Consider the following 12,781-nt stretch of genomic DNA (forward strand, 5'->3'; position numbering starts at 1 on the left):
GCCCGCCCGAGGCGGGTCACTGCTCGCTGCCGCCGGCGCGCACCCAGTAGAAGGTCTTTGGCGCCACCGGCATGGAAGGCGCACGCAGCCGCCGCGGCGGCGCGGAACGGAACTGCCCGTCCAGCGCGCAATACAACGGTTCGCCCTCGGCCAGGCTCCGGTGCGCGTCGAGCATCGCCTGCAGCGATATCTCGGCGCTGTGGCAGCGGGTCTCCATCCAGCGGACGTAGAAGCGCTCGCGCGTCGCGACGAGTTGGCTGCGCGGCCGTACATCGCCCTCGGGCCCGATCCAGGTGGCGCCGACGTCGAACGCGAGCATCACCGCGTCGGGTGTGTCCATGCCCGCCAGCGCGCCGCTCTGGGCCGCGGAAAGCCAGCCGAGCAGTTGGGGCGTGAGTTCGAAGCTGACGGAATCGGGCCCCGATACGCCCGTGCCGGGCACGTCGACGAACACGGTCCGGGTCGCGCGGCTCGCCGCCTCGGCCATCAGCATGCGCCGGCGTTGCCGACGCGTGCGCACATGAACGACGGCGATCAACCCCGCCAGCGGCCCTGCGGTCGCCAGCACCTCGATGGCATTGAAGCCCGACAGCGCCGCATGCACGCCGGCGCCCGTGATCCCGATTCCAAGACTCACACCCGCTCCTCACGAGGCAGGCTCGCCGGAATCCGCGAGCGCCTGCCGCACAGGGGCTATCGGCAGTCCGCAGGAAAACTTGAGTGCTACCTGATCGCCTACTTGATCGACCCGATCGGCCGGGGCGTCATCGCATCCGCCACATCCACCCAGCCCCCGCCCATCGCCTGGTAGACATTGACCACCTGCGTGTAGCGGTCGGTCGTGAGCGCCACCTGCGCGAGTTCGGCCGCGAAGAGCTCGGTGTCGGCCACCAGCACTTCGAGGTAGCCGATCAGGCCGCTTTCGAACTTCAGGCGCGACAGCCGCGCGAATTCGCGCAAAGCGATCACTCGCTCCCGCTGGAGCGCAACGCCTTCAATGGTCTTCTGGGTGCCGATCAGGGCATCGTTGGTGTCGCGGAAGGCATTGAGGATGGTCGACTGGTAGACCAGTTCCGCCTGCGCCTTCTGCGCCTCGGCGGACCGGACCTGCCCCTCGATCGCACCGAAGGTGAAGATCGGCCCGGTCAGGCTCGCGGCGGCCTGCCAGGCGGTCGCGGGGCCAGTGAGGAAGCTGCCCGCCGCGGTGCTGGCGGAACCGTAGAGCCCCGTCAGCGAGATGCTCGGGTAGTACAGCGCGCGCGCCGCGCCGATGCTGGCATTGGCGGCGACGAGGTTCTGTTCGGCCTGCAGGATGTCGGGGCGGCGTTCGAGCAGGCTCGACGGCAGGTCCGCCGGGATCAGCGGCGCGACGAGCTGGTCGATGGTCTTGCCGCGCGGGATCGGCCCCGGGTCGCGCCCGAGCAGGATCGAGATGCGCCCTTCCACCGCGGCGATCTGCTGCTCGATCGCCGGGATCGACGCCAGCGCCTGCTGCCATTGCGAGCGCACCTGCGTGACCTCGGTCTTGGAGACGATGCCGGACTTGAAGCGCAGGTCGAAGATGCGCGCCGTTTCGCCGAAATTGCCGGCGGTCGCCACCGCGATCTCGCGCTGCCGGTCGAGGCCGCGCAGCGTGATGTAGCTCGTCGCAACGCCCGACACCAGCGTGAGCACCACGCCCCGCTGCGCCTGCTCGCTCGCGTAGACCTGCGACTGCGCGGCTTCGCTCAGGCGCCGCACGCGGCCGAAGAGGTCGATCTGCCAGCTCGCGCCAAGCGCCGCCTGGTAGAGCGTGAAGTAGGGATCCGCCGGCTCCGGAACCGGCGGCTGCCCGACGCGGCTCGCGCGGCTGCGGCTCGCCGCGCCGCTGTACGCGAGCTGCGGATAGAACTGCGAGCGCACCGTGCCCAGCGTGCCGATGAACTGGTCGATCCGCGCCGCGGCCACGCGCACATCGAGGTTGCCCTGCAGCGCGGTTTCGACGAGGTCGTTGAGCACCGGGTCGCCGAACTGCTCCCACCATTTGGTGTTCGCCACATCGGCGGCCGTCGGATAGTCGATGCGCCATGCGGCCGGTGCCTGGACCTCGGGGCGCTTGTAGTCGGGGCCGACGGTGCAGCCGCCGAGTGCGACGGCGACTGCGGCCAGCGCGGCCGCCGTGGTCGTCCAGATGCGCTTTCGCGCCGGGATGTGTATGGAGTGGGACATCGGATCAGACATCAGAGAAGGGCCCAGACGAAAAGCAGCGAGACCACGAGCATCACGACGCAGGCCACTGCCCAACGCCGCAGGAAGGTGTCGGTGTGCTCGAGCGCCGCACCCGCCGCAAGGGCCACGCCCTTGAGCCCGCCGAGCGCGATGCCGACATCGCCGGCAGGAATGCGCGGCAGGCTGCGGAGGCGATCGAGCAGGAAGGCCAGCACCGCGCCGGCCAGCACCGGCCAGAGCGCATCCCACAGCGCCGCCGGCGCGATCGCCTTCGGCAGCGCTTCGATCGGGAAGTCCACGTAGAGAAGCCACGGAATGACCAGCGATGCCAGCGCCATCGCGATCCAGGCGAAGACGAGCGCGCCGGGCGCGCGCGCCTCGACAACGCTCGCGGTGTTCTCGCCAAGGCGGCGGGTGAAGTGGATCATCAGCAGCGTCGACGCGATCGACGACACCACGGCCACCGTGCCCGCGAGCCCGCTGCCGAGCAGGTCCTTCGCCGCGTACTTGGCGAGCGAGCCACCGGTCAGCGGCAACCCACCGAGCCCGAGAGCGATGACTGCGGCCGGGATGAGCATCGGCCACAGGTGCCGCCGACCGGTGAGCGCGACGACGCCCACCGCGAGGAAGAGCGAACCCTTCACCAGCAGGTGATGCGTCGCATAGAACGCGGCAGCCATCGGGGTCGTGGCGTCGCCCGCCGCGAGCCCCATACCGATCACCGCAACCACGAACCCCATCTGGCTCACGCTCGAGTACGCGAGCACCGTCTTCGGGTTGAGCTGGCTGATGCCGATCAGCACGCCGTAGAGCGCACCGAAGAGACCAACCACCGCGAGCGCGTGGCCGAAGCCTGGCATCGCGACATCGAGCGGCAGGAAGCGCACCAGCGCGATCACGCTCGCCTTGACCACCGCGCCGCTCATCACCGCCGCCGCAGGAATCGGCGCGGCGCTGTAGGCCAGCGGCATCCAGAAATGCAGCGGCACGAGACCCGCCTTCATGCCGAGCCCGATGAGCAGCAAGGTCACGGTGAGATCGCGCGTCGGCGAATCGGGCAATGCCGCCGCCGCATCGCGGATCAGCAGGCTGCCGTCGGGTGTCGCGTTTGCCATGAGGATCAGGCCCGCGAGCAGGAAGGCCTCCGCCAGCAGCGCCAGCGCGAGGTACAGCGCGCCGGCACGCAGCGCGTCCGGCCCCTGGCCCTGCAGCACGAGGCCGCTCGCGCCGACGCTCAGCACCGCGAGCAGGAAGTAGAAGCCGATCAGGTCCGCCGCCAGGAACACGCCGACGCAGCCGGTCAGCGTCATCAGCCAGCAGACGATGAAGCCGTCGGGCTCGGGCCGGTCGCGCAGGAAGCGCGCCGCGTAGACACCCGACAGGATCCACAGGAGCGCGGCCGCGCCCAGCAGCATCGCACCGGGCGCGTCGAGCGAGAAGCTGAGCGAGAACAGATCGTTGCCCAGTTCGAAGCTGCCCGCGTCGGCGTCGAACAGTGCGGCGAGCAAGGCGGGCACCGGCGCGATCACGAAAAGGCGCGGCATGCCACGGCGCAACCGCTTCGAGGCGCAGGCGACAAGCAGCAGCAACGGCAGTCCGAGCGCAAGCGGCACCATCACCCCCACGCCGAGCAGGATCGCGAACAGGGCGGTCGCGGCGATCATGGTCCCTCCACCCACACGAGCAGCGGCCGGCCGATCATCGCCACGTCGATCGGGCACAGCGCGGCAACGCCCAGCAGGAACGAGCACAGCGCCAGCACCAGCACCGCGACCTGCTGGTAGCGCGGCACCGCCTTCTTCGGCGTCCACCCGGCTTCGGCCGGTTCCATCGCACGCACCACCACGATGAAGACGTAGGCACTGGTGAGCAGGCCGCCGACGAGCATCACGAGCGCCCACCACCACTGCGCGCTCGCGATGGCGGACGACAGCAGCAGCCACTTCGCGAGAAAGCCCCCGGAAGGCGGCAGCCCGATCAGCGACGCACCGCCAAGCGCGAAGGCGACCAGCGTCATCGGCAACGCACGCCCCGCGCCGCGAAGATCGGCCACCCGGTCGTGCCCGAGCGTCGAATAGATCAGCCCGGCGGCCATGAACATCGCGGCCTTCGCGGTGGCGTGCGAGATGGCCTGCAGCATGCCACCGTTGATCGCCGGCGCGCTGTCGATCTGCGCGGCCTCCAGGCCGGCGATCAGCGGGAACATGAGGAACAGGTAGCCGATCTGCGCCACCGTCGAGTAGGCGATCAGGAGCTTCAGCCGCACCTGTCGCAGCGCGACCACGTTGCCGACAAGGATCGCCGCGGCACCGAGCGCCGCGAGCAATTGCGCCGAAGGCAGGGTGACCACATCGGCAAACACATCGAGCCACAGCCGCACGACCAGGAACCATCCGCCCTTGATGACCAGCGCCGACAGCACCGCGCTCGCGGCAGCCGGTGCGCCGGCGTGCGCGGGCGGCAGCCACAGGTGCAGCGGGAAGAGCGCGGTCTTCGCGAGCAGGCCGACCGTCATCAGCACCGCGGCGGTCCAGGTGATCGGCTCGGCACGAATGCCCTGGGCGAGCAGCGCGATGTCGAGCGTGCCGTAGGCGCCGTACAGCAGGAAGACGCCGAGCAGGTAGAACATCGACCCGAGCAGCGCGAACAGCAGATAGCGCAGCGCCGCCTGCAGCGTCTCGCCGCGCCCGTCGAGGCTCACCAGCGGCACGCCCGCGAAGGTGAGCAGCTCGAGCGCGACATACAGCGTGAACACATCGCCGCTCACGAACACCAGGTTGAGCGAGCCCCACACCGCGAGCAGCAGCAGCCAGAAGGTGTATGGCGCACGCGCTTCCTTCACGCCGTCGGGCGTGCCGAAGTCGCCGCAGGCATAGATGCCGATGACGCCGATCACCACTGCGATCGCGATGATCATCACGACCGACAAACCATCGGCGCGCAGCGCCACGCCGAGCGGCGGCACCCAGCCGCCCAGCAGATACACCACAGGCTGGCCGGAACCCACGACCGCATCGGCGATGCCGAGCGCGATGCAAAGCCCGATCAGCAACGTGACCAGCGCGACGCGCTGCGCGTGTCGCCCGCCGAGCACGAAGCCCAGCATCGTTCCGACGAACGGCAGCAGCACGGACAACACCAGCAGCAGGCCGCCGGGCGTGGTTGCATTCATCGCATTGGCCACCGGCACCTAGTGATCTCCCGCGGACGACTCGGTCGTCAATGCAGCATCGCCCGTTTCTTCGTACAGGCGCAGCAGGAGTGCCACCGCCAGCGCCGACGCGGCGAAAGCCACCACGATCGCGGTGATCAGCAAGGCCTGCGGCACCGGATCGCCGCCCAGCCCCGCCGCGGTGCCCCGCCTTGCAATGACCGCGCAGACGAGGAACACGCCGTTGCCGATCAGGTTGAACGCGAGGATCTTGCGCAGCGGCTGCGGATTGACGATGAAGCCATAGAGGCCGAGCCCGATCAGCACCGCCGCGCAGAGCCCGAACAACGTGGTCGCGTCGATCATTTCTGCAAAGCCCTGTGCGGGGCACCCGCGAGCAGCAGGCCGAGCGTGAGCGCGAGCGAAGGCATCAACGCAAACTCGACCGCGACGATCCACAGCTTGGCGCGGCCTTCCGGATAGCCGAGAAATGCGTCGGCCATGGCCGCCCCCCCGAAGCCGACGGCGATGAACACCAACGGCCCGGCGACAAGCCAGAAGCGAAGCGCGGTGCGCCCCACCCGCGGCACGTCGGCGAGCCCCGCCATCATCGCGAGCAGCCACATCGCTGCGAGGATCGTGGCGCCCTGGAACTTGCCGCCCGGATCGTCCGCGCCGTACCAGAGGATGTAGATGCCGATCACGATGCCGATCGGCGGCAGCATGCGCGCGAAGTGGGCAAGGATGCTGTTGGGCTCGGCGATCGGCTGCAGGCTCGGACGGCCGCCCCAGGCGCGATCAGGCGCGAGCGACCAGACCCCCAGCAGCCCGAAGGCCAGCACGATCGCTTCGAGCAGGGTGTCCATCGCGCGGAACGACAGCAGCACCGCCGTGATCGGATTGCCGACTCCGGTGGTGTGGATGTTCTCCATCACGGCCGGCGCCAGCGTCGGCGTGGCCTCGGGCAGCAGCAGCACGCAGGCCGCGATGATGCCCGCAACCACGATCGAAGTGATGGCGGCGAGCATGCGGATCAGTGCGCCGGGTCGCGCGTGATTCGTCCTGGCTTCGCTGGCGCGCAGGCGCGCGGCCGCACCCACCAGCAGCGCACCGGTCAGCCCGGCGCCGATCGCGGCCTCGGTGATCGCCACGTCCACCGCGGCCAGTCGCAACCACACCACGGTCAACAGCAGGCCATAGGGGATGAACCCGGCAACCGACGCGAAGGTGTCGCGCGCAAAGACGGTCCAGCCCGCGAGCCCGATGAACAGCAGCACGAGCGAGGCGTTCAGCAGCAGGCTCATCGCGGGGCCTCCTCCGGTCGCGAAGTGGCCGCATTGCCCTTTTGCTCGCTCTCGCGGATCGCGCGCGCGATCATCTGCGACGCGGTGGCAGAAGCGAGCAGCACGATGAACCAGATCGCGATCAGCTTGAGCCCGAGGCTCACGCTGCCGACCTGCGGCAGAAGCCCGAGCACGATCAGACCGAGCCCGAGGTTGTCGGCCTTGGTCAGCGCATGCAGCCGCGTGTACGAATCCGGAAATCGAAGCAGCCCTACCGTGCCCGCAACAAAGAAGAACGCACCCGCGCAGACGGCCGCGATGGTGAAGAGGTCCGCAATCGTGCGCATCATGTCGGACCTCCGTCGGCATCGGCCTCGTCGCGCACCAGCACCGACCCGGCCCGCACGAACGCGATGGTCGCGAAGGGCGCCAGCACCGCGAGGGTGAGCACCACGTTGATGACGATCTCCATGCCGTGCAGCGTGCCCAGCAGCAACAGGCTCGCGATGCCGCCCGTTCCGAAGAGCATCGCCGCCATCATGCGCTCCACGCTGCCCGGACCGCGCAGCACCGCGACGAGACTGACCGCGACCATCAGGAGAACGAAGGCACAGGCACCGAGCAGGAAGTCATCCACGGGAGTCCTCCTCCGCCACCACGACCAGCGCATTCGTGAGCAGCCGCTCTTCCTTCGCCATCTGCTCCGCCAGCGGCTGGTCGGTATCCAGGCAGTGAAAGATCACCGAGTGCTCCGTTTCGTCCACCGGCACCGAACCCGGCATGAGGCTCATGATCGAGACGAAATCGTTGCGCGCGAGGCCCGGCGGCAGCTTGACCGGCGATGCGATGAAACCTGGCTTGAGCCGCATGTGCGGCCGCATTGCGCGGCGCGCCACGTCCACGCCGGCCAGCACCGATTGCCAGAGGAAATGCGGCACGAAGGCCAGCAACGGCAACAGGCGCACGTAGCCCACTTCGGGGGGCATCAAGTGCACGCTGGTCCAGGTCGCGGCGACGGTCGCGATCAGCCCGACCGCGAGGTCGGCGGGCTTGAGGCTCGGCAGCAGCACCAGCCAGAGACCGAAGAACAGCGCACCCCGGCTGAGGACGGTGCGAGCGAGGGTGGCGGCAGGCGCTCTCATGGGACGGTGCGCCCTTCCGCCACCCTGGGCAACAGGCTCACGTCGATGCTGCCGAGGCGCTCGTAGAGTCGCACCTCGCTGCGGATCGGCCACCAGTCGTAGAGGAAGATTTCCATCGGCCGCCACAGCGCCACCCAGCCACCGATCACGAGGCTTTCCTGCACGAGCTTCGCGTAGCGCTCCTTGTGGAACAGCACACCCGCTGCCTCGCTGACCGCAAGCGCGGCACCGAGGAACACGAGTCCGATGAGCAGGCTGATGCGACCGACGCGGAACAGCTGTGAAAGGCGCCGCCGCGTCGCCTTCTCGCGCTGCCGGAAGTACTGGTCGACGGCTTCGCGCAGCATCGCCGCGTCCTCGGGCCGCGCGGCGCCGTTGTCGACGTGCACGCGCAACGCCAGCGGACGGGAGCCCTTGATCTCGCGCGCCCAGTCCACGATGTAGGCCTCGGCCGCGGGGTCGAGATCGCGCTCGCGAAACGGCGCCGGGTCCATCGAGTTGAAGAGCTGCCGCAGCTCCGCGACATGCAGTTCGAGAACCTCGTGCGTGGTCAAGGCGATGCCTCCCATGCGCTCAGGCGGGATCGATCGCCGGCCGCGCGCCGTCCACCGGCGGCACCTGGTCTTCCTTGCCGAACACCGCGACGTACATCGTGGGCAGCAGCACCAGCGTCAGCAGCGTCGCCACCAGCAGGCCGCCCATGATCGCGAAGGCCATCGAACCCCAGAACACGGTGGGCGCGATCGGGATCAGGCCCAGCACGGTGGAGATCGAAGTCAGCATCATCGGCCGCAACCGCGAGGTGCCGGACATCATCACCGCGTCGAGCACGCTGTGGCCCTCGCCGCGGTAGGTCTCGATCTGCACCACGAGGATCACCGCGTTCTTCGCGATCATCCCGATCAGCGCCAGGATGCCGAGGATCGCGACGAAGCCCAGCGGCCGGTTGAAGATCAGCAGCGACAACACCACGCCGATCAGCCCCAGCGGCAGCATCACCACCACCATCGCCAGCCGCCTGAAGCTCACGAGCAGCAGCATCACGCACAGCAGCATCAGCACGACCATCAGCGGCACCACGGCAAACACCGAGTCGCTCGACACCGCACTTTCCTCGAACAGCCCGCCGGTCTCGACCTTGTAGCCCTTGGGCAGCTTGGCGTTGAATTCCTTGATGCGGTCGGCCAGCGCCACCACCACGGCGTCGGGCAGCACACCGTGGATCACGTCCGCGCGCACCGTCAGGGTCGGCACCCGGTTGCGGCGCCAGATCAGGGGCAACTCCTGCGCCTCGTCGAAGCTGGCGAACTGGCTCAGCGGCACCATGCGGCCGGTGGGCGTGGGCACCTGCAGCGAACTCAGAGTCTGGAACGACACGCGCTGCTGGTCGGTGGCGCGGGCGACCACGTTGATCAGGTAGATGTCGTCGCGCACCTGCGTCACCACCGATCCGGTGATCGCGGAGTTGAGGATGCCCGCGAGCGCGGCGGAGCTCACGCCGAGTTGCCGAGCCTCTTCCTGGTTGATGCGGATCTTGACCTGCCGCGCGGGCTCCATCCAGTCGAAGTTGACGTGCCGCACGCGCGAATCCGAACCGAGCACGCCGGCCAGGTCCAGCGAGTACTTGCGCACCTCGTTCGCATCGGGGCCGCTCACGCGGTACTGCAGCGGCCATCCGACCGGCGGGCCGAGTTCGAGCGGCGACACGCGCGCGACCACATCGGGGAACTGCTCGGCGAGCACCTTCTCGAGCTTGAGCTGCAGCCGCTCGCGCGCATCGACGTCCTTGGCGACGATGACGAACTGGGTGAAGAACGGATTCGCGAGCTGCACGTTCAGCGTGAGGATGAAGCGGATCGCGCCACGGCCCACGTAGGTGCTGAAGTGGTCCACGTCCGGATCGCTCTTGAGGAACTGCTCCAGCCGCTGGGCCTGCGCCTCGGTCGCGTGGATCGATGCGTTCTGGCGCAGCGTCATGTCAACCGTGAGCTCGGGCCGGTCGGAGGCCGGGAAGAACTGCTGCGGCACGAAGCGCACCAGGAACAGCGTCGCCACGAAGGCCGCGATGGTGACCGCGAAGGTGATCCACTTCGCGCGGATCGCAGCTTCGAGAAAGCGGCCGTAGACCGCCGTCACCTTGCTCGGCTTGGCGGCCGGCGCGTCCGCCTTCGGCGCCTTCAGGATCGCCTTGCCAACCAGCGGCGAGAAGATCACCGCACCGAGCCACGACACCAGCAGCGCCAACGCCACCACGCTGAAGATCGAGAAGGTGTACTCGCCCGCCGAGCTGCGCGCGAAGCCGATCGGAACGAAGCTGGAGATGGTGACCAGCGTGCCGATCAGCATCGGCGCGGCAAGCGTCTTGTAGGCGAAGGTCGCGGCCTGGTCCTTGGTGTCGCCGGCGGCTAGCCGGTTGATCATCGCGTCGACCGTGGTCATCGCGTCGTCCACCAGCAGCGTGAGCGCGATGATGAGCGCGCCGAGCGAGATGCGGTGCAGGTCGATGTGCAGCATGTCCATCAGCGCGAACACGATCGCCAGCGTGAGCGGGATCGACAGCGCCACCACCATGCCGGGCCGCACGCCCAGGCTCACGAAGCTGCACACCAGGATGATGATGATCGCCTGCCACAGCGAGGACATGAAGTCGTTGATCGCGACGTCCACCGTCACCGCCTGGTCGGCCACCAGCGTGGGCTCGATGCCGTGCGGCAGGTTCGCGGTGAAGTCGGCCATCTCCTTCTTGATGTTGGCGCCGAGCGCGAGGATGTCGCCCGCATCGCGCATCGCGATCGCCAGGCCAATGGCCGGCTTGCCGTTGACGCGGAACATCGGCTGCGGCGGATCGACGAACCCGCGCCGCACGCTCGCGATGTCGCCGAGCCGGATCATGCGGTTGCCCACCACCAGCGTGACCGCCTCGATGTCGCGCTCGGAATCGAACGCGCCGCTCACGCGCATGAACACGCGCTCCTGCGCGGTCTGGATCGTGCCCGCCGGCCGGATCACGTTCTGCGCCCGCAGCGCGTTGATGATGCTCGGGTAGTCCAGCCGCAGACCCGCGAGACGCTCGGTGGAGAACTCGATGTAGATCTGCTCGTCCTGCGCGCCGAGCACCTCGATCTTCGAGACGTCCGGCACCTGCAGCAGCCGCGAGCGCGCCGCCTCGACGTAGTCGCGCAGTTCGCGGAAGTTGAAGCCGTCGGCGGTGAAGGCGTAGATGATCCCGAAGGTGTCGCCGAAGTCGTCGTTGAAGAACGGACCGACCACGCCCTGCGGCAGCGTCTGCCGCATGTCACCGATGTTCTTGCGCACCTGGTACCAGATGTCGGGGATTTCGCCCGGCGGCGTGGACTGCTTGAGGTCGACGAAGATCGTGGTCTGCCCCGCGACCGTGTAGCTGCGCACGCGGTCGAGATGGCGCGTCTCCTGCAGCGTGCGCTCGAGGCGCTCGGTGACCTGCTCCAGCGTTTCGTCGACCGTCGCGCCGGGCCAGCCGGCCGCGACGACCATGGTCCGGAAGGTGAAAGCCGGATCTTCCGCACGCCCCAGGCGCAGGAACGACAGCGCCCCCGCAATCACCGAGAGGATCATGAGGAACAGCACCAGCGAGCGCTTGGAAAGCGCCCATTCCGACAGGTTCGGCCCGATCACTGCGCGGCCTCGAGGATGCGGACCTTCTGGCCGGGGCGCAGCGCCTGCACGCCCGCCGTCACGACAAGATCACCTGGCGACAGGCCCGACGTGACCTGCACGCGCGCAGCGTCGAAGGCGCGCACCTCGATCGGGCGCGCGGCGATGACGCCGGTCTTCGCATCGACCACCCACACCGAGGCGCTGTTGCCCGCGCGGTTGAGCGCCGCGGCCGGAATGTCGATGGCGGGCGTGCTGTCGAGCTTCATGCGCCCGGTCACGGTGGAGCCCAGCCGCATCGCGGCGGGCGCGTCGATGAGCCGCACCCGCACGCTGAAGGTCCCGGTCACCGGATCGGCACGCGGCGACACCTCGCGCACCTTGCCTCTCGCGGTGGTCTTCGGATCGTCGGTGAGCGCGACCGTGATGTCGGCATCGGCCGGCGCGCTGTTCTTGACCTGCGCCGGCACGTCGAACACCGCGTCGCGCGCGCCTTCGCGCGCCACCTGCACCACCATGCGGCCGGCCTGCACCACCTCGCCGGCCTCCGGGCCGCGCGCGGTCACCACGCCGTTCACGTCCGCATAGAGCCGCGTGTAGTTCACCCGGTTCTGCGCCAGCGTGACCTGCGACTGTGCGGTCTCGACTTGCGACTGCGTGACCTTCAGCAGCGCGTCGGCCTGATCGAAGGAGGCACGCGACACCGCGTTTTCCGCCAGCAGATCGCGCAGGCGCGTGTGGTTGGTGCGGGCCTCGACGTTCTGCGCCTGCGCCGCGGCAAGTTGGGCACGCGCCGATTGCAGCGCCGTCTCCTCGTTCAGCGGATCGAGCCGGGCCAGCAACTGGCCCTGCTTCACGCGATCGCCGATCTCGACATTGCGCTCGATCAACCGGCCGTCGATGCGGAAGGACTGGTTGACCTCGGTCTGCGCCTGCACGTTGCCGGTCAATGTGACCGTGTCTCCGATGGCGCGCGTCTCGATCTTCATCACGCGCACGGGCCGGATCTCGGCGGCCGGCGCCTCTTCGGCGCGCCTGCAGGCCGACAACGAAACGACTGCGGCAAGCGCGACGAGCACCGTGGCCCTTGGCAGAACCCCGGGATGCTGGCTGACAGGTTTTTCGGGCACGGGCACTCGTCCTCTCTCGTTGGTTGGTTTGACGACTCAATAGTCCACGGGGTCCCGGATGATCGGGCAGGTCATGCAATGGCCACCCCCGCGGCCGCGGCCGAGCTCGGCGCCCACGATGGTGATCACCTCGATGCCTTGCTTGCGCAGCAGCGTGTTCGTGTACGTGTTGCGGTCATACGCATAAACCACGCCCGGCGACGCGCACACCAGGTTCGCGCCGCTGTCCCACTG

Annotated in this window: 13 protein-coding genes; all 13 read right to left on the bottom strand. The window is 68.7% G+C overall.

Annotated features, from left to right (window positions below; genetic code table 11):
- Nucleotides 1-16 precede the first annotated feature (16 nt).
- Entirely contained in the window at nucleotides 17-637 is a 621-nt protein-coding gene (locus BLW05_RS16080) for a hypothetical protein (protein WP_093164013.1), read from the bottom strand.
- Between the two features lie 98 nt (nucleotides 638-735).
- Nucleotides 736-2,208, bottom strand: coding sequence for an efflux transporter outer membrane subunit (locus BLW05_RS16085; RefSeq protein ID WP_093164014.1), 1,473 nt, complete (start codon nucleotides 2,206-2,208; stop codon nucleotides 736-738).
- A gap of 11 nt (nucleotides 2,209-2,219) precedes the next feature.
- On the bottom strand, nucleotides 2,220-3,872 hold the full coding sequence (locus BLW05_RS16090) for a proton-conducting transporter transmembrane domain-containing protein (RefSeq protein ID WP_093164016.1): 1,653 nt from the start codon (nucleotides 3,870-3,872) through the stop codon (nucleotides 2,220-2,222).
- Entirely contained in the window at nucleotides 3,869-5,380 is a 1,512-nt protein-coding gene (locus BLW05_RS16095; RefSeq protein WP_093164096.1) for a complex I subunit 5 family protein, read from the bottom strand. Before BLW05_RS16095 ends, BLW05_RS16090 begins: the two co-directional genes overlap by 4 nt.
- Nucleotides 5,381-5,398: 18 nt before the next feature.
- Nucleotides 5,399-5,725: an NADH-quinone oxidoreductase subunit K gene (locus BLW05_RS16100; RefSeq protein WP_218135173.1), complete on the bottom strand. Its 327-nt coding sequence runs from the start codon at nucleotides 5,723-5,725 to the stop codon at nucleotides 5,399-5,401.
- Nucleotides 5,722-6,663, bottom strand: a complete 942-nt coding sequence (locus BLW05_RS16105) for a hydrogenase subunit MbhD domain-containing protein (protein WP_093164017.1) — start codon at nucleotides 6,661-6,663, stop codon at nucleotides 5,722-5,724. Before BLW05_RS16105 ends, BLW05_RS16100 begins: the two co-directional genes overlap by 4 nt.
- Nucleotides 6,660-6,992 (bottom strand): cation:proton antiporter, encoded by a 333-nt coding sequence (locus BLW05_RS16110; RefSeq protein ID WP_218135174.1) that lies wholly within the window; start codon nucleotides 6,990-6,992, stop codon nucleotides 6,660-6,662. The genes BLW05_RS16105 and BLW05_RS16110 overlap by 4 nt, the downstream gene beginning before the upstream one ends.
- Nucleotides 6,989-7,279 (bottom strand): monovalent cation/H+ antiporter complex subunit F, encoded by a 291-nt coding sequence (locus BLW05_RS16115; protein WP_177142669.1) that lies wholly within the window; start codon nucleotides 7,277-7,279, stop codon nucleotides 6,989-6,991. The genes BLW05_RS16110 and BLW05_RS16115 overlap by 4 nt, the downstream gene beginning before the upstream one ends.
- Complete coding sequence (locus BLW05_RS16120) at nucleotides 7,272-7,784, bottom strand: Na+/H+ antiporter subunit E (RefSeq protein WP_093164020.1); 513 nt, start codon at nucleotides 7,782-7,784, stop codon at nucleotides 7,272-7,274. Before BLW05_RS16120 ends, BLW05_RS16115 begins: the two co-directional genes overlap by 8 nt.
- The gene (locus tag BLW05_RS16125) at nucleotides 7,781-8,338 is read right to left on the bottom strand and encodes a hypothetical protein (RefSeq protein WP_143044836.1); all 558 of its coding nucleotides are present in this window, start codon (nucleotides 8,336-8,338) and stop codon (nucleotides 7,781-7,783) included. Before BLW05_RS16125 ends, BLW05_RS16120 begins: the two co-directional genes overlap by 4 nt.
- 19 nt (nucleotides 8,339-8,357) lie before the next feature.
- A complete protein-coding gene (locus BLW05_RS16130) occupies nucleotides 8,358-11,438 on the bottom strand; it encodes an efflux RND transporter permease subunit (RefSeq protein WP_093164023.1) in 3,081 nt (1,026 codons plus the stop codon).
- On the bottom strand, nucleotides 11,435-12,547 hold the full coding sequence (locus BLW05_RS16135; protein WP_093164101.1) for an efflux RND transporter periplasmic adaptor subunit: 1,113 nt from the start codon (nucleotides 12,545-12,547) through the stop codon (nucleotides 11,435-11,437). The genes BLW05_RS16130 and BLW05_RS16135 overlap by 4 nt, the downstream gene beginning before the upstream one ends.
- A gap of 36 nt (nucleotides 12,548-12,583) precedes the next feature.
- Nucleotides 12,584-12,781 (bottom strand): arginine deiminase family protein (locus BLW05_RS16140; protein ID WP_256330330.1); only part of this gene is annotated, 198 nt, incomplete at its 5' end.

Source organism: Variovorax sp. YR216, from assembly GCF_900107745.1.
GTDB lineage: Bacteria > Pseudomonadota > Gammaproteobacteria > Burkholderiales > Burkholderiaceae_C > Variovorax.

What these genes read in the sequence shown, in the direction of transcription:
- BLW05_RS16095 (WP_093164096.1), bottom strand. Translation starts at nt 5,380, where the DNA reads ATGAATGCAACCACGCCCGGCGGCCTGCTGCTGGTGTTGTCCGTGCTG.
- BLW05_RS16120 (WP_093164020.1), bottom strand. Translation starts at nt 7,784, where the DNA reads ATGAGAGCGCCTGCCGCCACCCTCGCTCGCACCGTCCTCAGCCGGGGT.
- BLW05_RS16100 (WP_218135173.1), bottom strand. Translation starts at nt 5,725, where the DNA reads ATGATCGACGCGACCACGTTGTTCGGGCTCTGCGCGGCGGTGCTGATC.
- BLW05_RS16110 (WP_218135174.1), bottom strand. Translation starts at nt 6,992, where the DNA reads ATGATGCGCACGATTGCGGACCTCTTCACCATCGCGGCCGTCTGCGCG.
- BLW05_RS16090 (WP_093164016.1), bottom strand. Translation starts at nt 3,872, where the DNA reads ATGATCGCCGCGACCGCCCTGTTCGCGATCCTGCTCGGCGTGGGGGTG.
- BLW05_RS16105 (WP_093164017.1), bottom strand. Translation starts at nt 6,663, where the DNA reads ATGAGCCTGCTGCTGAACGCCTCGCTCGTGCTGCTGTTCATCGGGCTC.
- BLW05_RS16085 (WP_093164014.1), bottom strand. Translation starts at nt 2,208, where the DNA reads ATGTCCCACTCCATACACATCCCGGCGCGAAAGCGCATCTGGACGACC.